Annotated in this window: 23 protein-coding genes; 14 read left to right on the top strand and 9 right to left on the bottom strand. The window is 68.0% G+C overall.

Annotated features, from left to right (window positions below; genetic code table 11):
* Positions 1-3 precede the first annotated feature (3 nt).
* Positions 4-564, bottom strand: coding sequence for an HdeD family acid-resistance protein (locus ACLKM7_RS11825; RefSeq protein WP_436447369.1), 561 nt, complete (start codon positions 562-564; stop codon positions 4-6).
* A 142-nt stretch (positions 565-706) separates the two neighbouring features.
* Between ACLKM7_RS11825 and ACLKM7_RS11820 the strand changes: the two genes are divergently transcribed.
* From ACLKM7_RS11820 to ACLKM7_RS11810, 3 genes are read left to right on the top strand one after another with little or no spacing between them, the layout of a single operon-like run.
* The gene (locus ACLKM7_RS11820; RefSeq protein ID WP_436447368.1) at positions 707-1,300 is read left to right on the top strand and encodes a sulfite oxidase-like oxidoreductase; all 594 of its coding nucleotides are present in this window, start codon (positions 707-709) and stop codon (positions 1,298-1,300) included.
* Positions 1,297-2,022: a ferredoxin reductase gene (locus ACLKM7_RS11815; RefSeq protein ID WP_436447367.1), complete on the top strand. Its 726-nt coding sequence runs from the start codon at positions 1,297-1,299 to the stop codon at positions 2,020-2,022. The genes ACLKM7_RS11820 and ACLKM7_RS11815 overlap by 4 nt, the downstream gene beginning before the upstream one ends.
* Positions 2,019-2,291 (top strand): DUF6510 family protein, encoded by a 273-nt coding sequence (locus tag ACLKM7_RS11810; RefSeq protein WP_436447366.1) that lies wholly within the window; start codon positions 2,019-2,021, stop codon positions 2,289-2,291. The genes ACLKM7_RS11815 and ACLKM7_RS11810 overlap by 4 nt, the downstream gene beginning before the upstream one ends.
* Before the next feature lie 9 nt (positions 2,292-2,300).
* Here ACLKM7_RS11810 and ACLKM7_RS11805 read toward each other — a convergent pair whose 3' ends face one another.
* Positions 2,301-3,221, bottom strand: coding sequence for an AEC family transporter (locus tag ACLKM7_RS11805; protein WP_436447365.1), 921 nt, complete (start codon positions 3,219-3,221; stop codon positions 2,301-2,303).
* An 88-nt stretch (positions 3,222-3,309) separates the two neighbouring features.
* Here ACLKM7_RS11805 and ACLKM7_RS11800 point away from each other — a divergent pair, with 88 nt between their 5' ends.
* The 3 genes from ACLKM7_RS11800 (at position 3,310) to ACLKM7_RS11790 (ending at position 5,789) form a co-directional block, all read left to right on the top strand.
* Entirely contained in the window at positions 3,310-3,759 is a 450-nt protein-coding gene (locus tag ACLKM7_RS11800; RefSeq protein ID WP_436447364.1) for a pyridoxamine 5'-phosphate oxidase family protein, read from the top strand.
* Between the two features lie 6 nt (positions 3,760-3,765).
* Positions 3,766-4,515, top strand: coding sequence for a phosphotransferase (locus ACLKM7_RS11795; protein WP_436447363.1), 750 nt, complete (start codon positions 3,766-3,768; stop codon positions 4,513-4,515).
* 335 nt (positions 4,516-4,850) lie between these two features.
* Entirely contained in the window at positions 4,851-5,789 is a 939-nt protein-coding gene (locus ACLKM7_RS11790; RefSeq protein WP_436447362.1) for a patatin-like phospholipase family protein, read from the top strand.
* A 62-nt stretch (positions 5,790-5,851) separates the two neighbouring features.
* Here the strand turns inward: ACLKM7_RS11790 and ACLKM7_RS11785 are convergent, their stop codons facing one another.
* The gene (locus ACLKM7_RS11785; protein WP_436447361.1) at positions 5,852-6,577 is read right to left on the bottom strand and encodes a helix-turn-helix transcriptional regulator; all 726 of its coding nucleotides are present in this window, start codon (positions 6,575-6,577) and stop codon (positions 5,852-5,854) included.
* Positions 6,578-6,668: 91 nt separating this feature from the next.
* On the opposite strand from ACLKM7_RS11785, the gene ACLKM7_RS11780 reads away from it, so the two are divergent.
* The 3 genes from ACLKM7_RS11780 to ACLKM7_RS11770 are packed head-to-tail and all read left to right on the top strand — an operon-like array spanning position 6,669 to position 10,284.
* A complete protein-coding gene (locus ACLKM7_RS11780; RefSeq protein WP_436447360.1) occupies positions 6,669-7,745 on the top strand; it encodes an alpha/beta fold hydrolase in 1,077 nt (358 codons plus the stop codon).
* Positions 7,746-7,801: 56 nt separating this feature from the next.
* Positions 7,802-9,505: a long-chain-fatty-acid--CoA ligase gene (locus tag ACLKM7_RS11775; RefSeq protein ID WP_436447359.1), complete on the top strand. Its 1,704-nt coding sequence runs from the start codon at positions 7,802-7,804 to the stop codon at positions 9,503-9,505.
* 41 nt (positions 9,506-9,546) lie between these two features.
* Complete coding sequence (locus tag ACLKM7_RS11770; protein WP_436447358.1) at positions 9,547-10,284, top strand: AAA family ATPase; 738 nt, start codon at positions 9,547-9,549, stop codon at positions 10,282-10,284.
* A gap of 47 nt (positions 10,285-10,331) precedes the next feature.
* Here the strand turns inward: ACLKM7_RS11770 and ACLKM7_RS11765 are convergent, their stop codons facing one another.
* On the bottom strand, positions 10,332-10,814 hold the full coding sequence (locus ACLKM7_RS11765; RefSeq protein ID WP_436447357.1) for a pyridoxamine 5'-phosphate oxidase family protein: 483 nt from the start codon (positions 10,812-10,814) through the stop codon (positions 10,332-10,334).
* A 238-nt stretch (positions 10,815-11,052) separates the two neighbouring features.
* Here ACLKM7_RS11765 and ACLKM7_RS11760 point away from each other — a divergent pair, with 238 nt between their 5' ends.
* Together ACLKM7_RS11760 and ACLKM7_RS11755 are read left to right on the top strand one after the other, a co-directional pair.
* Entirely contained in the window at positions 11,053-12,411 is a 1,359-nt protein-coding gene (locus ACLKM7_RS11760; protein WP_436447356.1) for a DUF222 domain-containing protein, read from the top strand.
* A 143-nt stretch (positions 12,412-12,554) separates the two neighbouring features.
* Entirely contained in the window at positions 12,555-13,250 is a 696-nt protein-coding gene (locus tag ACLKM7_RS11755; protein WP_436447355.1) for a GNAT family N-acetyltransferase, read from the top strand.
* 15 nt (positions 13,251-13,265) lie between these two features.
* Here ACLKM7_RS11755 and ACLKM7_RS11750 read toward each other — a convergent pair whose 3' ends face one another.
* Together ACLKM7_RS11750 and ACLKM7_RS11745 are read right to left on the bottom strand one after the other, a co-directional pair.
* Positions 13,266-13,625, bottom strand: a complete 360-nt coding sequence (locus ACLKM7_RS11750) for a DoxX family protein (protein ID WP_436447354.1) — start codon at positions 13,623-13,625, stop codon at positions 13,266-13,268.
* Positions 13,626-13,748: 123 nt separating this feature from the next.
* Positions 13,749-14,012 (bottom strand): DUF6458 family protein, encoded by a 264-nt coding sequence (locus ACLKM7_RS11745; RefSeq protein ID WP_436447353.1) that lies wholly within the window; start codon positions 14,010-14,012, stop codon positions 13,749-13,751.
* Between the two features lie 141 nt (positions 14,013-14,153).
* Between ACLKM7_RS11745 and ACLKM7_RS11740 the strand changes: the two genes are divergently transcribed.
* Both ACLKM7_RS11740 and ACLKM7_RS11735 read left to right on the top strand, forming a co-directional pair.
* Positions 14,154-15,491 (top strand): MFS transporter, encoded by a 1,338-nt coding sequence (locus ACLKM7_RS11740; protein WP_436447352.1) that lies wholly within the window; start codon positions 14,154-14,156, stop codon positions 15,489-15,491.
* Between the two features lie 28 nt (positions 15,492-15,519).
* The gene (locus ACLKM7_RS11735) at positions 15,520-16,080 is read left to right on the top strand and encodes a dihydrofolate reductase family protein (protein WP_436447351.1); all 561 of its coding nucleotides are present in this window, start codon (positions 15,520-15,522) and stop codon (positions 16,078-16,080) included.
* 22 nt (positions 16,081-16,102) lie between these two features.
* On the opposite strand, the gene ACLKM7_RS11730 is transcribed toward ACLKM7_RS11735, so the two are convergent.
* Together ACLKM7_RS11730 and ACLKM7_RS11725 are read right to left on the bottom strand one after the other, a co-directional pair.
* Positions 16,103-16,864: an SGNH/GDSL hydrolase family protein gene (locus tag ACLKM7_RS11730; RefSeq protein WP_436447350.1), complete on the bottom strand. Its 762-nt coding sequence runs from the start codon at positions 16,862-16,864 to the stop codon at positions 16,103-16,105.
* 19 nt (positions 16,865-16,883) lie between these two features.
* A complete protein-coding gene (locus ACLKM7_RS11725) occupies positions 16,884-18,254 on the bottom strand; it encodes an MFS transporter (RefSeq protein ID WP_436447349.1) in 1,371 nt (456 codons plus the stop codon).
* Between the two features lie 110 nt (positions 18,255-18,364).
* On the opposite strand from ACLKM7_RS11725, the gene ACLKM7_RS11720 reads away from it, so the two are divergent.
* A complete protein-coding gene (locus tag ACLKM7_RS11720; protein WP_436447348.1) occupies positions 18,365-18,997 on the top strand; it encodes a phosphoribosyltransferase in 633 nt (210 codons plus the stop codon).
* Between the two features lie 31 nt (positions 18,998-19,028).
* On the opposite strand, the gene ACLKM7_RS11715 is transcribed toward ACLKM7_RS11720, so the two are convergent.
* A complete protein-coding gene (locus tag ACLKM7_RS11715; RefSeq protein WP_436447347.1) occupies positions 19,029-20,702 on the bottom strand; it encodes a DUF885 domain-containing protein in 1,674 nt (557 codons plus the stop codon).
* Positions 20,703-20,770 lie beyond the last annotated feature (68 nt).

The following is a 20,770-nucleotide window of genomic DNA, read 5'->3' as shown; positions in this document are numbered from 1 at the left end:
GGATCAGAGGTCGCGCTTGCCGAACGTGAAGGCGCGGACGATGTTGATGATGCCGAGGACGACGAGCGAGATGCCCAGCAGCCACCACAGCACGACCGTGCCCCAGACGGGCGAGAACAGCACGACGATTCCCGCGATGATGCTGAGGATCGCGAAGAAGATCGTCCAGCCCTTCGATGCAGCGTCGCCGAGCGTGGAGAGCGAGACGACGCCCTCGACGATCCACATGATGCCGACGAGGATGCCGATGAACAGCGCGAGCCAGACCGCGGTCTGACCCAGGTTGAACAGCGCGACGACGCCGCCGATGATGAACAGGATGCCGAGCAGGATGTGGCCGACGCGCGCCCAGCCGCCCTTCGTCTTGGAGAAGATCCCGAGACCGGCGTAGACGAGGCCCGCGGCGATGGCGTAGATCGCGATGATCGCGGTCACCACCATGGCGGTCTTGCCGGGCCAGACGAGGATCAGGATGCCGACGATGACCGCGAGGACGCCGCCGATCCCGAGGGCGGTGCGGATGCCGTTGACGGCCGACTTCTCGGCCGCGGATTCGGTGGACATGGGAGGGTCCTTTCTGAGAGTTCCCTGAACGTGATGCGGCTAAAGCTTAGACCCGAACTCGAACTCTGGCACCAGAATCTGCGTGTGTCGCGATCAGCGCGCTACCGTGAGCGTGACGAAGTCGCACGGAAGGGGATCGCAGATGGCAGTCATCTCGAGGGGCTTCGGGTCACGTCGTCGCGAGAGCGATCCGCATCTGCCACCGGGACAGTATCTGACCGAGGATTTCCCGGTTCTGTCGGCCGGACCGACTCCGCGCATCGATCTCGACGAGTGGCGGTTCGACATCCGCACCGAAGCCGGAGCCCTGGTGTCGTGGACGTGGGACGAGTTCCAGTCACTGCCGATCGAGGACGTGCACACCGACATCCACTGCGTGACGCGCTGGTCCAAGCTCGGCACGTCGTGGCGCGGTGTCTCGCTCGACACGCTGCTGGAGCACGTCGAGTCGGACGCCTCGTACGCCATGGCGCATTCGTACGGCGGCTACACGACGAACATCCCGCTCGACGAGGTGCGGGACGGCCGCGCATGGGTCGCGTTCGAGTTCGAGGGTGAGCCGCTCGACCCCGAGCACGGCGGCCCGGCTCGGTTGCTGATTCCGCATCTCTACTTCTGGAAGAGCGCGAAGTGGGTGCGCGGGCTGACGCTCATGGACGAGGACGAGCCGGGGTTCTGGGAGCAGAACGGCTACAACATGCACGGCGACCCGTGGACCGAGGAACGGTATTGGTGACTGTCGGCGGATGGCGTGGGGCGCGCGTCGTGGAAGCGACCGCCGTCACCTCGTCCGCGCGCATCCTGCGACTGGCCGTCGACGAGTGGCCGGGGAACGATGCCGGGCAGCACGTCGACGTGCGGCTGACCGCGGAGGACGGCTATCAGGCGGTGCGCTCGTACTCGCTGGGCTCGTACGGCGCCGGTGACGTGGTCGAGCTCGCCGTCGACGAGGTCCCCGACGGCGAGGTGTCGCCGTACCTCGTACGCGATGTCGCGGTCGGTGACGAGCTCGAGGTGAAGGGGCCTCTCGGCGGCTACTTCGTGTGGCGGGCCGGGGGAGAGGCCCCTGTTCAGCTCGTGGCGGGAGGGTCGGGGATCGTCCCTCTGATGGCGATGGCGAGGGCGTCGACGGATGCTGGGGCGACAGCATCCTTCCGGCTCCTGTACTCCGTCCGCCGACCGCAAGACGCGATATATCGCGACGAGCTATTGCGAGGCGCCGAGGGCGGGGGAGTGCCGGTCACGTGGGCGTACACGCGTGAGGCGCCCGCCGGATGGGGCGGACGGACAGGAAGACTCGACGCTGCGGCCTTGCGTGCGGCGATCTGGGACCCGGCGCGGGCGCCGATCGTCTACGTGTGCGGACCGACGGGATTCGTCGAGCATGTCGCCGACACGCTTGTCGCGCTCGGGCATGAGCCGGGACGGATCCGGACCGAACGATTCGGAGGTGCATGATGCGCGCTCAGAACGCCATGACCCGCGTCGACGGCAACGCCGCCGCGGGACTGCTCGCCGAGATCTTCGCGGTCGACGCCACGACGATGAGGGGAACGTGCGGTGCGTGCGGCTCGGCGGGTCCGCTCGCCGAGGCGGTCGTCGAACTCGATGACGATGCTGCCATCATCCGGTGCCGCACCTGCACCCACACTCTGATGACCGTGCTGCGCACCGACGGCGGTGTGCGGCTCGTGATCGGGAGCATTCGAGATCTCGTTCGGGCGTGAACCCGCGCGTCATCCGAGGAGCAGGGTGATCGCGATGAGCACCGGGACGCAGCCGACAGTGGTCAGGAACACGGTGTCCCGCGAGATCGTCTCGCCGATGTCGTACCGCTGCGAGTAGTTGAAGACGTTGTGCGCGGTCGGCAGAGCGGCGAGCACCGTCACGATCAGCACATCGTGCGCCGACAGGTCGAACACGAACTCGGCGACCGCCCACGCGATGACGGGCATGGCGACGAGCTTGAGGGTAGCGGCCAGGACGATATCGCGCCGGCGGCCGGACGCGCCCAGTACACGCTGACCGTGCAGCGAGATCCCGTAGGCGATCAGGAGCAGCGGTACACAGGCATCCGCGAGCAGCTGTGCCGGCTCCATCACGATCGGCGGGAGGTCGACCCCCGAGACCGAGACGAGCGTGCCGAGCACCGAGCCGAGCACGATGGGGTTCGTCACGACCTTGGCGATCGCGCGCCACAGCGATGAGCGTGTCGTGGTGACGGCATCCAGGATCGCCATCGTGATGGGCGTGAAGACCAGCAGCTGCATCAGGATCACCGGTGCCGGATACGCCGCGCTGCCGAGCAGATACACCGACAGCGGGATCCCGATGTTGTTCGAGTTCACCTGGCCGGCGCTCAGGGCGCCGATCAGGGTCTCGCCGACCGAGCGTCGCCATGCCAGCCGGGCGATGACTGCGTGGGCGGCGATGACCGTCACGGCGGCGACCGCCGACACCGGCAGCAGCGCCGAGAAGAGCGTGCGCACGTCGGCCTGCGCGAGCACGACGAACAGCAGGAAAGGCGAGAGCACGAAGAACGTGAGGCGGGCCAGAACCGGTCGTGCATGCTCGCCGAGCAAGTCGATGCGCCCGATGATCCAGCCGACGACGATCGCGACGCCCACCACCACGAACCCGGTGAGCGACTCCAGCATGCTTCGAGCGTAGAGACAAGGCGCCACGCGTCCGAATCGGTGCGGCGGCTCTGCCAGAATGGCTCGCGCCGACGAAAGGACACCACGGATGCCCGAGCCCCGAGATCGCGCCACCCGCAAGGCCGACGCGCTGAAGCTGCTGACCGCTCCCGCCGCGGATGTGTGGGTCTCGACGGCATCGGCGGATGGCGAACCTCACCTCGTCCCGCTGTCGCTCGCGTGGGTCGACGACCGCGCCGTGATCGCGCTGGACGGCGGCTCGGTGACGGCGCGCAACATCGCCGGCGGTGGTCGCGCGCGTCTGGCCGTCGGGCCCACGCGAGATGTCGTGCTGATGGACGCCGTGCTGGAGCGGTCGCTGGGTGTCGACGACGATGCGGTCATCGGCGAGGCGTACGCGTCTCAGGCGGACTGGGACCCGCGTGGACTCGCCGGGTATGTGTTCCTCGTGCTGAAACCGATGAAGATCCAGGCCTGGCGCGAATCGAACGAGCTCGCCGGCCGGGTGCTCATGCGCGAGGGTGCCTGGACCGTCTGACGCACCATGGTCGACGACGAGGAGGTTCTGACCGGAGGGCATATGGATCCGGTCGTGCGCGTGGGCGATACCGTGCGCCGCATGGCCGGAGAGTGGACGCCCGCTGTCCACCGTCTGCTCGATGTCCTCGCCGGAGCGGAGATCACGCAGATCCCGCGGGCCATGGGAGTCGACGAGCGCGGGCGCGAGGTGTTGTCGTACCTGCCTGGTCGGCAACTGTCGAACGCTCCGCCGGATGTGCTGTGGTCGGAGCGGGTCCTCGTCCAGGCGGCCCAGTTGCTGCGGCGCATCCACGACGCGAGCGAGCCGCTCGTTCACGAGGGATCGCTGTCATGGCGGGCGCCGATCCGTGAGCCGGTCGAGGTGGTTTGCCACAACGACTTCGCGACCTACAACCTCATCGAGCGCGACGGCGTGCTGGTCGGGGCGATCGACTTCGACTATGCGTCGCCGGGCCCGCGTCTGTGGGATCTGGCGTACTTGGCCTACCGGATCGTGCCGTACGTCGAAGATGCGTACGGCGCACAGGATCTCGACCGTGACGACCGTCTGTCGACGCTCATCGATGCGTATGGAACATCGGCGTCGCCTGCGGCCGTACGTGCGTGTATGGCCGATCGGCTCGACGATCTGCGCGCTTTCACGCTGAAGATCGCGCGGCGGACCGGTCGACGGGAGTTGCTCGACCATGCCGCGATGTACGGACGGGATGCGGTCCGGCTCCGGGATCCCGCTGTTGCGGGAGATATCCGATAATCCACATTATGTCAGCTTGAGGACGATACCTTCGGTCTCGTGCGAGTTGGCCGGCGTGCCTCACCTCCCCTGGTTCGCGCGGCGAACAGCGTCCTTGGTCGCTCACATTGCGCGATCCATCGGTCCGTTTCAACGTGCCCGCTGCTCATCAAACATCGAGTGCGCATGGCCGTGGAAAGACTGTCCCTCCTATACTTTCGGTGAACGTGACACGATTCGAGGAGGCGAGCCCGATGCACACACTGTCCACTCTGGGCGCTCCTTCGAGTTCACGATCGCGCGACTGACGTAGCCGTCGCAGGGAGCGCTGCACGCACTCTCAGAAGGCTACGACCATGACTCATGCACCTCCCCACACCGCGGACACGATCTCTGACAGCGTCCAAGAACATCGCTCCGGCACGGCCCTCGTCCTCGCGGGCGCAGGAGCCGCCGGCAATGCCTGGCAGCTCGGTCTCATCGCCGGACTGTCCGACGCCGGAGTTGATCTCGCCGCGGCCGATCTGATCATCGGGACCTCGGCAGGATCTACCGTCGCTGCCCAGATCACCAGCGGCACACGACCGGCCGACCTGTATGCCGCCATCATCGCCGAAACACCTCCGCCATCTGCGGGCGGGACCGGAACGGGTGACAGGCGCGCTGCGCGCGTTTCCGGCCCGGCCTACATGGAGTGGTCGGATCAGATCATCGCCTCTTCGACGGATGCTTCCGACATGCGCCGGCGCTTCAGCGCGGCGGCTCTTGACATGGACGCGTCCGACGGCGCCGACGGTGCGCGCTGGCGCAGCATCGTCGCAGCCCGTCTTCCCCACCACCGGTGGCCCCGGCAGCGAGTGCTCATCACTGCTGTGGACGCGCACACGGCGGAGCCGGTCGTGTTCGACCGCGACAGCGGAGTCGAGCTGGTGGATGCCGTTGCCGCCAGCACCTCGCCGATGACGCCGTACCCCATCGGCGAGAACCGATACATCAACGGGGCCTATCGACGCGGATCGAACGCCGACCTCGGGGCTGGATACGGCCGAGTACTCGTGCTGGAACCATTCAGCGGCAGATCCCGGCACCCGCTCGAGTGGGGCATGGATCTCGCCACCCAGGTCGACGAACTGCGCACAGGCGGGAGTCGAGTCGAGACCATCGTCCCGGATGCCGGCTCGGGCGACGTGTTCAACGCCAACGCGTTGGATCCGTCCACGCGAATGCCGGCCGCGCGGGGCGGCTACGATCAAGGTCAATCCCTCGCCGGGCCGCTCTCCGTCTTCTTGAGCTGACGGCCACGTCGTCGCCTCCCCTGGAGGCGTGCCGGTTCCCCTGATCGTCTCGGTGTGTCGCCTCACCTCTTCGGGATCACCGACTCGAGTGAGTGCTCGACGAAGTCCGCCGCGCCGTCGCCGGGAATCTGATGTGGCGTGAATCGCCCGCCCGCCCGCGTAGGCCGCCGCAGTCGGTCCAAGCGGAATGTGCGCCAGTCGCTGCGTCCCTGATCCCACGCGACGAGGTACCAGCGCTGTCCGGTCGTCACCAGCTGATGCGGCTCGACGAGGCGATGCGTGTCGGTGCCGTCGCGGCCCCGGTAGTCGAAGCGCACGACCTCCTGCTCTCGGCACGCCGCCGCCAGCACGCTGAGGGCTTCCGGATCGACCACGTCGTTGTCGGGCTCCCACCGTATCGACGCGACGCTCGAATGCAGCGCCGAGACCCGTCGGCGCAGCCGCTGCGGCAGGAGCATCTCGATCTTCGTCAGCGCGCGCAGCGAAGTCTCCTCCATGCCGCCGATGGCGGCCTCCGCGGCGTAGCGCAGTCCGACAGCGACCGCGACCGCCTCGTCGTCGTCGAGGACCAAGGGAGGCACGTGCGACCCTGCGGCGAGGCGGTATCCCCCGTACTTTCCGGTGATCGCGTCAACCGGATAGCCCAGGTCGCGCAGCCGGTCGATGTCACGGCGCACGGTGCGCTCCGTGACCTCGAGGCGTTCGGCCAGTTCTGCGGCTCGCCACCATCGGTGGGCCTGAAGAAGTGAGAGCAGGTGCAGCGCCCGACCGGTGGGATCATCTCGCATTTTCTGAGCCTGTCAGGTATTTAGGTCCGATCGTGTCCACAATGCGACCTACCGTGACAGACACCTTCACTCACACACAGGAAGTAGGACGATGACCGATCTCACCGGCTTTCCGGAGCCCACCCTCATCCCCGTCAACGGTGTCCGGCTCGAGGTCTTCGAGGCCGGGCGAGAGCACGCCGGAAACCCGATCGTGCTCTGTCACGGGTGGCCGGAGCACGCGTATTCGTGGCGCTACCAGGTGCCCGCGCTCGTTGCCGCCGGCTACCACGTCATCGTCCCGAATCAGCGGGGCTACGGCAACTCATCGCGCCCGAGCGAGGTCGCGGACTACGACATCGAGCACTTGTCGGGCGATCTCGTCGCACTTCTCGATCACTACGGCTACGAGGATGCCACCTTCGTCGGTCACGACTGGGGTGCGATGGTCGTGTGGGGCCTGACCCTGCTGCACCCGGCCCGCGTGAACCGGGTGATCAATCTGAGCCTCCCCTACCAGGCGCGCGGAGAGCGGCCCTGGATCGAGGTCATGGAAGAGGTGCTCGGTGGTGACTTCTATTTCGTCCACTTCAATCGCTGGCCGGGCGTCGCGGACGCGGTTTTCGACGAGAACACCTATCAGTTCCTTCGCAACCTGTACCGGAAGAACATCCCACCCGTCGAGCCGCAGGCGGGGATGGCGCTGATCGATCTCGCGAGGACGGAAACGCCGCTGGGCGAGCCCGTCATGAGCGACGGCGAACTGGCGGTCTTCGTGTCCGCGTTCGAGTCGACGGGGTTCACCGGCAGCGTGAACTGGTACCGGAACCTCGATCGCAACTGGAGGCTGCTGGCAGACGCGGACCCGATCATCCAACAGCCCACGCTCATGATCTACGGTGACCGGGATGCGGTGCAGAGGTCGGAGAGACTGGCGGACTTCGTACCTCGTGTGGAAGTCGTCAGTCTGGATTGCGGCCACTGGATCCAGCAGGAGAAGCCCGAGGAGACGAACCGGGCGATCCTGTCGTGGCTGGCGCGGTCGAACGCGGACAGGACGCTGCTCCAGCCGCAGGTGCCCGCGCTGGGCTCGGAGGTGCGGATCGGGGCCGCGCCCGCGGCATCCGTCGACGATCCCCACGTTGTGATGGCACTGGACCCCAGCGTGGCGCCACGTCGAGAGGGATAGAGCACCCTTCCCGCACGCGAGGACCACGTCGTCGACATCGCGGGCAGGATAGAAGCATGTCGAGCAGCAGCAACCCTTTCGAGTCGAGGCCGTGGTTTTCTGCGTACGCAGACGGTGTTCCCGCCGAGATCGACGAGCCGACGCAGACCTTGACAGAGATGATGGCTGAGAGCGTTCGCACCTTCGGGCGGCGTCCGGCGCTGGAGTTCTTCGGTGCGGTGACGACATACCGCGATCTGGGTGAGCAGATCGAGCGTGCCGCAGAAGGCCTGCGCCGGCTGGGTGTGCGCAAGGGCGATCGGGTGGCGATCGTGCTGCCGAACTGTCCGCAGCACGTCGTGGCGTTCTATGCCGCTCTTCGCCTGGGCGCGATCGTGATCGAGCACAATCCCCTCTACACCGCACGTGAACTGCGTCACCAGTTCGAGGACCACGGCGCTCGCATCGCGATCGCATGGGACAAGACCGTGGACACGCTGGCCGACTTCCCATCTGATTTGAAGCTGGAGCGGATCGTCAGCGTCGATATCACGGCGGCGCTCCCTTTCGCCAAACGTCTGCTCCTGCGCGTCCCCGTCGCCCGGGCCCGCGCGTCGCGAGCCCAGCTGACGACCCCACCCACGACTCGCGGCTCGGTGAGCTGGAGCAGATTGCTCGGCCATCGCCGGGTCTCGCGTAGGGTCGCCGGACCCGCCGTCGACGACATCGCACTGCTGCAGTACACGAGCGGCACCACGGGAACCCCGAAGGGCGCGATTCTCACGCATTCGAATCTGCTCGCCAATGCCCTGCAGGGCCGGGCGTGGGTGCCGGGACTGGTGGAGGGTGAGGAGGTCTTCTACGGTGTGCTTCCGCTGTTCCACGCGTACGGGATGACGCTGTGTCTCACCTTCGCGATGAGCATCGGCGCGCAGCTCGTGCTCTTCCCGAAGTTCGACCTGGATCTCGTGAAGGACGCCGCGCGCAAGACTCCCCCGACGTTTCTGCCGGCTGTGCCTCCCATCTACGACCAGCTGGCGCGCGCCGCTTCCCGCGGCACACTCGACCTCTCGACCGTTCGCTTCGCCATCTCGGGAGCGATGAGCCTGCCGGTCGCAACCGTCGACCGATGGGAAGAGGCGACAGGCGGTCTTCTCGTGGAGGGCTACGGGATGACCGAGACCTCCCCCGTCGCCGTGGGAAACCCGATGGGCCCCACGCGCAGGCCGGGCACCGTCGGCGTGCCGTTCCCGAGTACCGAGCTCCGCGTCGTCGACCCGGACGACCCCACCGTCGACCGGCCGCTGGGCGAGCCCGGGGAGCTGCTCATCCGAGGACCTCAGGTGTTCCAGGGGTACTGGGGGCGGCCGGGTGACACCGCGGCGACGCTTCTGCCGGACGGGTGGCTGCGCACGGGCGATATCGCCTCTGTCTCGGCAGACGGCTTCGTCACGATCGTCGACCGGCTGAAGGAGCTCATCATCACCGGCGGCTTCAACGTGTCGCCCACCGAGGTCGAGGACGCACTCGAGGCTCATCCAGACGTCGTCGGAGCGGCGGTCGTGCCTCTGCCGCGTTCGAGTGGCGGTGAAGAGGTCGCGGCGGCGGTCGTTCTCCGCGAGGGTGCCGAGCTGGACGTCGAGGCGCTGCGCGACTACTGCCGCACCCGACTCGCGGCGTACAAGGTGCCGCGTCGGATCGTCGCCGTGCATGAGCTTCCGCGCTCGCTGATCGGCAAGGTGCTGCGCCGCGAGGTGCGTGAGCGGCTGCTCTCGGCGTAGCGCCGCGGCACAAGGTCGCTGGGCCGTGCGACACTGCCAGGGTGCGCCCGGCAGACTTCCGACAACCGCCTGTCGTCGCGATCACGCCCGGCGACGATGCCCCCTCAGGTGATCGCGGGCAGTGGCCGGCGACGATCCCTGCGGTGGCGCAGCTGCTCGACGAGGGCCTCGAGCTTGCCGCTGGCGTGACGTTCCTCGTCGGCGAGAACGGCTCCGGCAAGTCGACCCTGCTGGAGGCGGTGGCGATGGCCTACGGCTTCTCCCCCGAGGGCGGCTCCACCTCGGCACGTCACAGCACGCGACGCAGTGAGTCGATTCTCTCGGATTGGCTGCGATTGCAGCGCGGGATCGGCGCTCCGCGGTGGGGCTACTTCCTCCGCGCCGAGACCATGCACTCGTTCTACACGTACCTCGAAGAGAACCCGTCGGCGCGCGGGGAACCGGTCTTCCACGAGATGAGCCACGGCGAGTCCTTCCTCGCGGTGCTCGACACTCGATTCGACTCCCCCGGCTTCTACTGTCTCGATGAGCCCGAGGCCGCGCTGTCGTTCGCGTCCACGCTGACCTTGATCTCGACCTTGCATCGCATTGCCGCCGAAGGTGGACAGGTCCTGTGCGCGACGCACTCTCCTGTCCTCGCGTCACTCCCTGGCGCGAAGATCGTGGAAGTCGGTGAGTGGGGTCTTCGTGAGGCTCGCTGGGAGGACCTCGAACTCGTGCAGCACTGGAGGTCGTACCTCGCCGCCCCGGAACGCTACCTTCGGCACCTCCTCGATTGAGCAGTGCCGACGCATCCGCTTCCGGCGCGTCGTGTGGTGCGTGGTGACTACGAGACCTTGACTCGTTCGTCGTGATCGTCGAGCACGAATGATTCCAGGGCGACCGCTCGATACAGGCGGTGACGGGCCGGGTCGCGAAGCCGTGCGGGATCCCACTCCCCCAATCCTTGATCCAGAGACCGCGCGTTGTAGAGCGCAAGGGCATCGGCGAAGGCCGACTCGCGGACCAGTTCGGCCGCTGCCGCGACGTAGAAGGCACTCCCCTCCCCCGGTGGTCTGCTCGAGTCGAAGATCACGAGCGAGACTCGCGAGTTCTCCTCGATGTTCCGCGAATGTCGGGCACCCGGTTTCGAAGCCCAGACGAAGACATCGAGATCGCGTGCCGCGAACCACACGGGACAGGCCCACGGGATGCCGTCGCCACCGGCGGTGGCAAGAGTCAGGTACGAACTCTCCGCGACGAGCGCTCGAGCCAGCTCTGACGGGCCCGAGGCTGCGGCGTCCGCGGGAGTTTCATCCTCGGTGACCATGGTGGGAGCATACGAGCCGATCCGCGACAGGGCCACCGGTCGCGGTCGAGCGGTCGTGCGTGGCGGGTGCTCGCGGGTGTCTTGCAGAATCGAACCTATCAACGAGCCTACTCTCCTCTCCTCGGTGTGTGGCTGGGCTGGTGCGGAATGCAGTTCAAGCTTAAAAAGCTCCAGAAAATCAACGAAACAATGTCTTCGAACCATTGCTTGATTCGTATCTAGATACTAGTATTGGTGCATGGCAGACGCTTCCGAGTTCGATCCGTGGGGTGCGGATGCGGTGGAGTGGATGCCGGTGCCGGATGCGGTGGATCTGGTGACGGAGACGGCGACGATGATGTCGGTGTTCGCCGCGGAACGGTTCGTGCGGATCGATGCGATGCGCCGCGAGTTGCTGGCCGAGGCGGTGGGTCGTGGTGTCGGGGTGTTGGACATTGTGGAGCGGTCGATCCGGTTGGAGCTGGCCGCGGCGATGCGGGTCACCGAATACACCGCCGGCCGGCTCCTGATGCTGGCGGAGGCGTTGACCGGCCGGTACCCGGTGGTGTTGGCGTCGTTGGGGGCGGGGCGGATCACGGAGAAGCATGCCGAGGTGTTCGTGGATTTGATCGACGAGGTCCCGGCAGGGCTGCGGGGGCAGGTCGTTGATCGGGCGGTCCGGTTGGCGGAAGCGGAACCGGTGGGCACGTTCCGGCGCGGGCTGCGCACCATGATCCAGACGGTGCAGGCGGCGACATTGCAGGAGCGGCACCAAGAAGCGTTGCGGGAGCGGCGGGTCTGGGTCGATCCGGGACGGGACGGCATGGGCACCCTGTCCGTGTACGGGCCGCTGGTGGAGTTGCATGCCATCCACGGGCGGGTCACCGCGATCGCCAAAACCATCACCGGCCGCCACCGCGACCACACCCAAGACGACGGCGACGAGGAGGCTCGCGGCGACGGGAAGGCTCGGGGCGGGCACGGGGATACCCGGACGTTGGATCAGGTGCGTGCGGATGTGGTGTGCGACCTGCTCATCGACGGCACCACCACCGCGACACCGGCAGCAGGCTCCGGGATCCGCGCCACCGTGGTGGTCACCGTGCCCGCCCTGGCCCTGCTGAACGATGAGGCTGCGGAGACCTGTGATCCGGCGGTGGTGGAAGGCATCGGCCCCATCCCCCTCACGGTGGCGCGGGAGTTGTGTGGGGGTGAGGGGAAGTGGATGCGGGTGCTCACCCACCCCGAGACCGGCATGGTCCTCTCCGTGGGCCGCGACCGCTACGACCCACCCACCCCCCTCCGCAAACTCGTGAAATGGCGGGCCGACCGGTGCATGGGACCGGGCTGCACCATGCCCGCCTCCCGCTGTCAGATCGACCACCAGATCCGGTGGACCGACGGCGGCCACACCAGCCTGGACAACCACGCCCCGCTCTGCCAGAATCACCACCTCGTCAAAGACAACACCGACTGGATCGTCACCCAGCTCGAAGGCAGCGGCGGCGCGATCGAGTGGCTCTCACCCACCGGACGCCGGTACGTCGTGCAACCCGAACGCAGAGTGCCCGTCTTCACCACACCCCGCGACTACACCACCCACGACGCACCCTTCTAGAACCACGTCTAGAACCACGCCCACGGCAGCGGGCGGCGACCCTCGGCCGCGGATGCCGCGAAAGGCGTATCGCACGTCAGCACATCGGCACCCTCGTTCTGTCGCGCCCGACTGCACAGTCGGTTTTCTGTCAAACTGCCGGGATGTCGCACCCTGACCTGTTGACGAGGCTCTGGCCGGCCTCTGCCGTCCGCGTGCGCGCGGGTGACCTCGAATTGCGTTGGATCGACGATGACACGCTGGTCGAACTCGCCGCGGTGGCCTCCCGCGGGGTCCATGCCGCGGACGCGATGCCGTTCGAGCACCCGTGGACGCGAGGAACGCCCGAAGAGGTCGCCCGCAGCGTTCTGACGTATCAGTGGAATCTGCGTTCCCAGGTGTCGCCGTCCCGTTTCGCAATCGAGTTCGCTGTGGTGATCGACGGCACTCCGGTGGGAGTCCAAGGCCTGGTCGCGGATGACTGGAGCGTGCTGCGCCGCATTCAGACCGGATCGTGGCTCGGTTCGGCCCATCAGGGGCACGGCATCGGAACCCGCATGCGCGTCCTCGCGCTGCACCTGATCTTCGCAGGCCTCGACGCACACGAGGCGACCTCCGGCGCCTTCGCCGACAACGGTCCGTCCAACGCGGTCTCGCGTCGTGTGGGATACGAGGCGGACGGCACCGTCAACGTCGCACGCGAGGGCGTCGCCGTGCCACACCACCGCTACACGATGTCGCGGGAGTGCTGGGAATCGCTGCGATCCCGACACGCGGAGCTCCTCCAGGCATCAGTCGAGCTGCACGGCATCGAAGGGCTGCGGGGTCAGGTCGCAGCATCCGGTTCGGCTTCTTCGTAAGACCCGCCAGCCCGCTCAGACGACGAAGCAGTACACGCCCGTCGCGACGCACAGCACCAGCATCCCGATCGCATTGACGAACAGATTGCGGCCGAAGTCCCGCGCCCTGATGTGCATCGTGATCGCGACGACGAAGTATGCGACAAGGCACACGGTCGTCAGCGCAGCCAGCCCGGGGATCCAGATCCCCAGAATCAGACCCGCGGTGGCTGCGAACTTGATCGGCGCCATCATCCACCAGCGGCTCTTCGGCCACTTCACGTCCTCGAAGCACTGCGCGATGAACCGGACCGGCTTGATGCACAGCACGGCGTCCACCAGCGAGATCGCTGCGAGGACGATCACGGGCCATACCGGATCCGGCAGAAGCGTCACGTTCCCACGCTACTGCGGGCCCCCGACCCGCGCTCGACCGCTGTGTGAGCCCGAGCCGGTTCACGGATCACACACGCGAGGCGGGGCGGCACCCTGAGGTGCCGCCCCGCGATCAGCTCTGTGTCAGAGGCCGACCGAGTCGTCCGGCGCGCTCGTCGAGCGACGCGTCACACGGTCTCCCGCGGACGGGTCCACGGCGGTGTGAGTCACCGACTCGGTGCGCCGACGGCGTGCCATCAGCACGATGCCGACCACGAAGACGACCGCTCCGGCGGCCATGAGGATGTACCCGATCATGTCCAGGTTCACCCACTCGACCTCCACGTTCACCGCGAACGCGAGGATGGCGCCGATGGCGAACAGCGCAATGCCTGCTCCGATGCTCATGCCAGGCTCCTTTCCGGGGCGCGGCGATCAGCCCTCCCCTGTTTCGGAACGGAATCGTCCCGCATACACAGTGACTTACCTGCCGGCTCACAGGGAGGGGCTTGACAGGAGGAGTCTGATTACTGTGGAAGCGTGCCCTGCGTGATCCGGACTCCCCTCGCCGGTCCGGGAGCTCGGGCATGGCTCATCTGGACGGTGGGCGTGTCCGCCTATGTTCTCGCGATCACGAACCGGTCCTCGCTCAGTGCCGTCGGCGTCGACGCCGCCGCCCGCTTCGACGCGGACGCCGCTACGCTGTCGCTGTTCGCGGTCGTCCAGCTCGCCGTCTACGGCGGCATGCAGATTCCGATCGGGGTGCTGCTTGACCGTTTCGGCGCGCGCCCGATCATGACGATCGGGATGCTGCTGATGGCGGTCGGCCAGCTCACGATGGCCCTCTCCCCCAACGTGGGCGTCGCGATCGTCGCCCGGATGCTGCTCGGCGCGGGCGATGCGGCGATCTTTCCCGGGGTGCTGCGACTGATCGCGACGTGGTTCCCCGCGCAGCGCGGACCGCTGATGGTCCAGTTCACCGGCATCGTGGGGCAGACCGGGCAGCTGGTCGCACTCATCCCTCTCGCGGCACTCCTCCACGCGACGACCTGGACCATCACGTTCGGCAGCGTCGCCGGCCTCGGTGTGCTGTTCGCCATCCTGGTCGCCCTGCTGATCCGCAACCACCCGCCGGACCGCGACGAAGACGTCTCGGTCGACACCGATACCGGCGCGATCCGCGTCGTCACGTCGGCGATCGACACCGGCGTCGGCATCCGCGCGGCATGGGCACACCCGGGCACCCGCCTCGCGTTCTGGTCGCATTTCACTACTCCGTTCGCCGGCACGGCCTTCGTGCTGCTGTGGGGCATGCCCTTCCTCACCGCCGGAGAGGGGCGTACGGTCACCGAGGCAGCGACCATCATGTCGACCTACGTCGTGGTGGGCATGGTCCTCGGCCCGGTGATGGGAGAGTTCTCGCGGCGCAGCCCGCACCTGCGCTCCAAGGCCCTCGTACTCCCCGCCGTCGGGGTGCAGGTCGTGGCCTGGCTCGCGGTGATCGCCTATCCCGGCCCGGCGCCGCTGTGGCTGCTGTTCGCCCTGGCCGTCGCCCTCGCCATGGGTGGTCCGGCATCGATGATCGCGTTCGACCACGCCCGTACGCACAACCCCTCGCATCGCCTGAGCACGGCGACCGGCGTGACCAACGCGGGCGGCTTCCTGGCCGCCCTCGTCGCGATCCTGCTGATCGGACTCGCGCTCGACCTGCAGGGCGCGGGCACGCCGTCGACGTACTCGCTGGACGCCTTCCGAATCGCGTTCCTCACTCAGCTCCCGCTGTGGCTGCTGGGCACCGCGTTCATCCTGGTCGAGCGCAAGCGCACGCGAATCCGGCTCGGCATGGATCCGCCGCGCGTGCCGCGCAGACACCGGCGTCGCGGCTGAGTCGGAGCCCCTCGCTACTCTTGCCGCCATGACACGCGTGATCTACAACACCGCCACGACCCTCAACGGCTTCCTGGCCGACGACACCGATTCGCTGCAGTGGCTCTTCGCCGTTCCCGGAGCCGACGACGCCGAGAATGATTTCGGCGACTTCCTCGAAGGGGTCGGCTCACTGGTGATGGGATCGACGACCTACGAGTGGATCCTCACCCATGAGAACGTGCTCGAGAAGCCGGAGGCCTGGACGTACCAGGGAAAGCCGTCGTTCGTCCTGTCATCGCGCGAGCTCCCTGCTGTGCCGGGTGCAGACATCCGGTTCCGTTCGGGCGATGTGTCGGCCGCCTGGGATGAGATCCGGGATGCCGCGGCCGGCCGCGACGTGTGGCTCGTGGGTGGCGGTGACCTGGTGGGGCAGTTCGCCGATGCCGGTCTCCTCGACGAAGTGCGGGTCTCGGTGGCCCCGGTCACGCTGGTCTCCGGGCGGCCCCTGCTGCCGCGCCGGCTCGAATCGGACCGCCTGCGCCTCGAGTCGGTGCGGCAGGCAGGTCAGTTCGCCGAACTGGTGTACGCGGTGAGGCGGTCCGCCTGACCGAGCGTCGCACGCCGCGGGCTCAGCCGGCAGCGGGGACGATCGGGGTCCACTCGCCGAACTTCGCCGCTCGGCCGTCTCCCGACGACGTGCCTGTGAGTCGGCGTCGCACCCACGGCCCGACGTGCTCGCGGTAGTAGGCGAAGCCGCGCGGAGCGCCGGCCGGCAAGGGGGGCAGCGACCACCACTCGGCCGGCGGCTCCATGCCGAGGGCGGTCAAGACGCGTGCGGCAACGCGATGATGCCCGCGGGAGTTCATGTGGAGCCGGTCCTCTGACCAGTACGGGGGCGTCGAGAGCTCACGGTCGAACCAGTTGAAGGCCGTGGCCACATCGGGCCGTTCGCGCAACCGTGAAGCGACCGCATCCGACAGCAGATCGCCGCGGCGCTGGATCAGACGGCTCAGCGGCAGCTGTCCGGACGGGTTGGCCCCCGCGAGCACGATGAGATGGACGCCCTCCTCGTCGCAACGGCGCAGCACGTGCTCGAACGCCTGAACGACCCGCGCGATGCTGGTCCGCGGCCGGAGCATGTCGTTGCCGCCGCCGTTGAACGACAGATGCGTCGGCTTCAATGCGAGCGCAGGCTCGAGCTGCTGATCGACGATCGGCCACACGAGCTTGCCGCGGATGGCGAGATTGGCGTACTCGACCGGCTCGCCCGAGGCATCCGCCCACCCCTGCGCCACCAGATCGGCCCAGCCGCGCACATGTCCATCGGGCAGCTCATCGCCGACGCCCTCGGTGAACGAGTCGCCGATCGCGACGTATCGAACGGATGCCACCGCCCCAGCCTATGCCGCGTCAGCGGTCGTCGAGTGCGGCCCCGCGGCGGTCGGCAAGGCCCCAGGCCGCCGCGGCCGCCAGCGCGAAGAAGACCGCGAAGACGACGAACAGCACGGGCGCTCCCCCGGCAGCGAGCAGCAACGGCACCGACAGCGGTGCGACGATCGACGCGATGCGTCCGACGCCGGCCGCCCAGCCCGATCCGGTACCACGCAGCGACGTGGGGTAGGTCTCGGGCGTGACCGCGTAGAGCGCGCCCCAGGCACCGAGGTTGAAGAACGACAGAGCCATTCCGGCGATGAGGACCGCTGTCTCGCTGGATGCTGTGCCGAAGAACACCGCCGAGACCGCAGAGCCGGCGAGGAAGACCGACAGCGTCAGGCGACGTCCCCAGATCTCGATCAGCCACGCGGCGACGGCATAGCCCGGGAGCTGAGCGAGCGTGATGATGAGCGTGAAGCCGAAAGAGCGGACCAGATCGTAGCCTTGGGAGACCAGGATCGACGGGATCCAGATGAACGCCCCGTAGTACGAGAAGTTCACGCAGAACCACACCACCCACAGCGACAGGGTGCGGCGTCGGAACTCGCGCGACCACAGCGCCGCGAGCCGCTCGCGCGCCGTCGCGGCGGTCGGCCGGACGATCTCGATCGCCCCGGTGGTCAGGCGGCGGCGCGCCTGCGTCGTCACGGAAGCCGAATCTTCGAACGAGCGGATGATCGCATCCGCCTCGTCGCGGCGACCTCGCTGCTCCAGCCAGCGGGGCGACTCCGGCAGACCCCAGCGGACGATCAGCGCGTACACCGCCGGGACGGCGCCGAGCGCGAACGCCCAGCGCCAGCCCGCGTCGGATCCCGGAATGACGAAGAACCCGATGAGCGCCGCGGCGGTCCAGCCGATGGCCCAGAACGCCTCGAGGATCACGATCAGGCGTCCCCGCATGCGCGCGGGCGCGAATTCGCTCACGTACGTGCTCGCCACGGGCAGTTCGGCCCCGAGCCCCAGACCCACGAAGAACCGCAGGACCAGCAGCAGCGCGAGGCCGCCGACGAGGGCGCTGGCACCCGTCGCGATGCCGTATACGACCAGAGTGACCGCGAAGATCTGGCGTCGTCCGAACCGGTCCGCCAGCAGGCCGCCGAGCGACGCACCGACGGCCATGCCGATGAAGCCGATCGACGCGATCCAGGCCGTCTCGGCGGGCGCCAGTGACCACTGCGCGGCCAGGGCCGCGATCACGAATGAGATCAGTCCGACGTCCATCGCGTCCAGTGCCCAGCCGATCCCCGAGCCGGTGAGGATCCGCAGGTGCTGCCGTGTGAAGGGCAGGCGATCGAGGCGCTCCGACGTGGTCGCCGTCGTCGTGGCCGGGGTTGCGGCATCCGTCATGCGCTCATGCTATTCAAGCGCGGGGCGCCGCGAAATGCGGCCGTCATACGCCGGCTGCTGCAGACCGCTCATCCAGAGACACGCGGACGGCACGGGCGTAGCGTGGAGGCATGGCCCTGTTCGCCGATCGCGCCGATGCGGGCCGCGAGCTGGCGCGATCACTCGAGCGCTGGCGCGGGACGGATGCCGTCGTCCTCGGCATTCCCCGCGGCGGGGTCGTCACCGCTGCCGCGGTGGCGGCGGAGCTGTCGCTCCCTCTCGACGCGGTGGTGGTCCGCAAGCTGGGCGCCGCGGGGCGCGAGGAGTTCGCGGTCGGAGCGATCGCCGACGGAGTGCGCATCGTCACGCCGTCCGCCATGGAGTGGGCGGGGATGTCGCAACGGGACCTGGACGTCGTCGAGGCGGCCGAACGCGACGAGCTCGCGAGGAGGACGGATGCCTTCGGCTCCGGCACGGCCGAGCTGACCGGCCGAACGGTGATCGTGGTCGACGACGGCGTGGCCACGGGATCGAGCGCCGCCGCTGCCTGCCGCGCGCTGCGAGCACGCGACCCTGACCGGATCGTGCTGGCCGTGCCGGTGGCGCCGGCGCGGTGGCAGCCGCCCCCCGATGCGATCGACGAGTTCGTCTGCCGGCACCTGGAGCGAGACTTCTGGGCGGTCGGGCAGTTCTACGACGACTTCACACAGACGACCGACGAGCAGGTCGTGGAGCTGCTGCACGGCTCGATGCCCGGCCGCTGAGCGTCGACACGCTCAGCGGCCGGGCATCTCATCAGCGCGAGAGCGCCATGCGCAGGGTGTCGAGCCCGACGCCGCCGATGTCGAGCGCGCGCTTGTGGAAGCGCTTGATCGAGAAGTCGGCGCCCTCGCGCTCGGCCACCTCGTCGCGCAGCTGCTCCCAGATCCGCTGACCCACCTTGTACGACGGCGCCTGCCCCGGCCATCCGAGATAGCGGTTGACCTCGAAGGTCACGAACTCGTCCGACATGTTCACGTTGTGGCGCATGAACTCGAGAGCGAAGTCGGCGTCCCAGGTGCCCGCGCCGTCGGGTCGCTGCTTCTCGAGGTGCACACCGATGTCGAGCACGACGCGTGCAGCACGCATGCGCTGGCCGTCGAGCATGCCCAGCCGGTCGGCCGGGTCGTCGAGGTAGCCCAGCTTCTCCATGAGGCGCTCGGCGTAGAGCGCCCATCCTTCGGCATGCCCCGACGTGCCGCCGAGCAGGCGTCGGTACGAGTTGAGCTGCGCGCGGTTGTAGACCGCCTGCGCGATCTGCAGGTGATGGCCGGGAACGCCCTCGTGGTACACCGTGGTGAGCTCTCGCCACGTGTCGAAGTCCTCGACGCCCTCGGGAACCGACCACCACATGCGACCGGGGCGCGAGAAGTCGTCGGTCGGGCCGGTGTAGTAGATGCCGCCTTCCTTCGTCGGCGCGATCATGCACTCCAGGCGACGGATGGGCTCGGGGATGTCGAAGTGGGTCCGGCCCAGTTCGGCGACGGCGCGGTCACTGGTCTCCTGCATCCACTTCTGCAACGCCTCGGTGCCGTGCAGCTTGCGGCTCGCGTCCTGCTCGAGGAAGGCGACGGCCTCTTCGACCGACGCGCCGGGCTTGATCTCGTTCGCGATCGACTCCTGCTCGGCCACCATGCGGGCGAGCTCCTCGACGCCCCACTCGTAGGTCTCGTCAAGGTCGACTGTCGCCCCGAGGAAGCGACGCGAGTGCAGCGCGTACAGCTCGCGACCGACGGCATCCTTCTCGGCTGCGGCGGGCGCCAGTTCGGACGACAGGAACTGTGCGAGCGTGTCGTACGCGACGCGGGCAGCGTTGGCGTTGTCGGCCAGATCGCGGGCCAGGGATGCCGGGAGCTGACCCTCGTCCGGAGCAGCATGCGCCGCGAACGAGGCGAAGAACCCGCCGTCCTCGGTGTAGCGCGCGATCTGCGTGACCACCTCGACCACCTGTCGTCGGGCAGGGACGACACCGCGGGCGATGCCCTCGCGCAGCGACTCGACGTACCCGTCGATCGCACCCGAGACCGCGCCGAGGCGTGTGGCGATGACGGACCAGTCGTCCGTCGAGGCGGTCGGCATGAGGTCGAACACCTGACGGATGTTCTGCGCGTGCGACGCGATCACATTGAGGTCGCGCAGGTGCCACTGGGCGTCGTGCAGGTCGATTCCGAGCTGGATCTCGCGTGCGAGATCCTCCTGGGTGACGGCGTCGATGTCGTCGACGGGGTCTGCGGCCTTCAGGTCCGACAGAGTCTTGCGCCCTTCGGCGATGAGCTGCTCCTGGCCGGCCGGGCTGTAGTCGCCGAAGCGGTCGTTGAATTCGTCACGGCCGATGTAGGTCGCCAGCGTCGGTTCGAGCTCGGCGAGTGTGTCCACCCATGCATCGGCGATCTTGTCGATCTGCGTGGGCGTGCGGGTTTCTTCAGTCATGCGTCGAGCCTAGGGATGACACGGGGTCTCGACAAACGCGCGTCCCGGTCGCATCAGACCGAGATGCC

This window comes from Microbacterium sp. I2 (assembly GCF_051364985.1).
Classification (GTDB): Bacteria; Actinomycetota; Actinomycetes; order Actinomycetales; family Microbacteriaceae; genus Microbacterium.
This window is presented reverse-complemented; position numbering and strand designations above follow the sequence as displayed.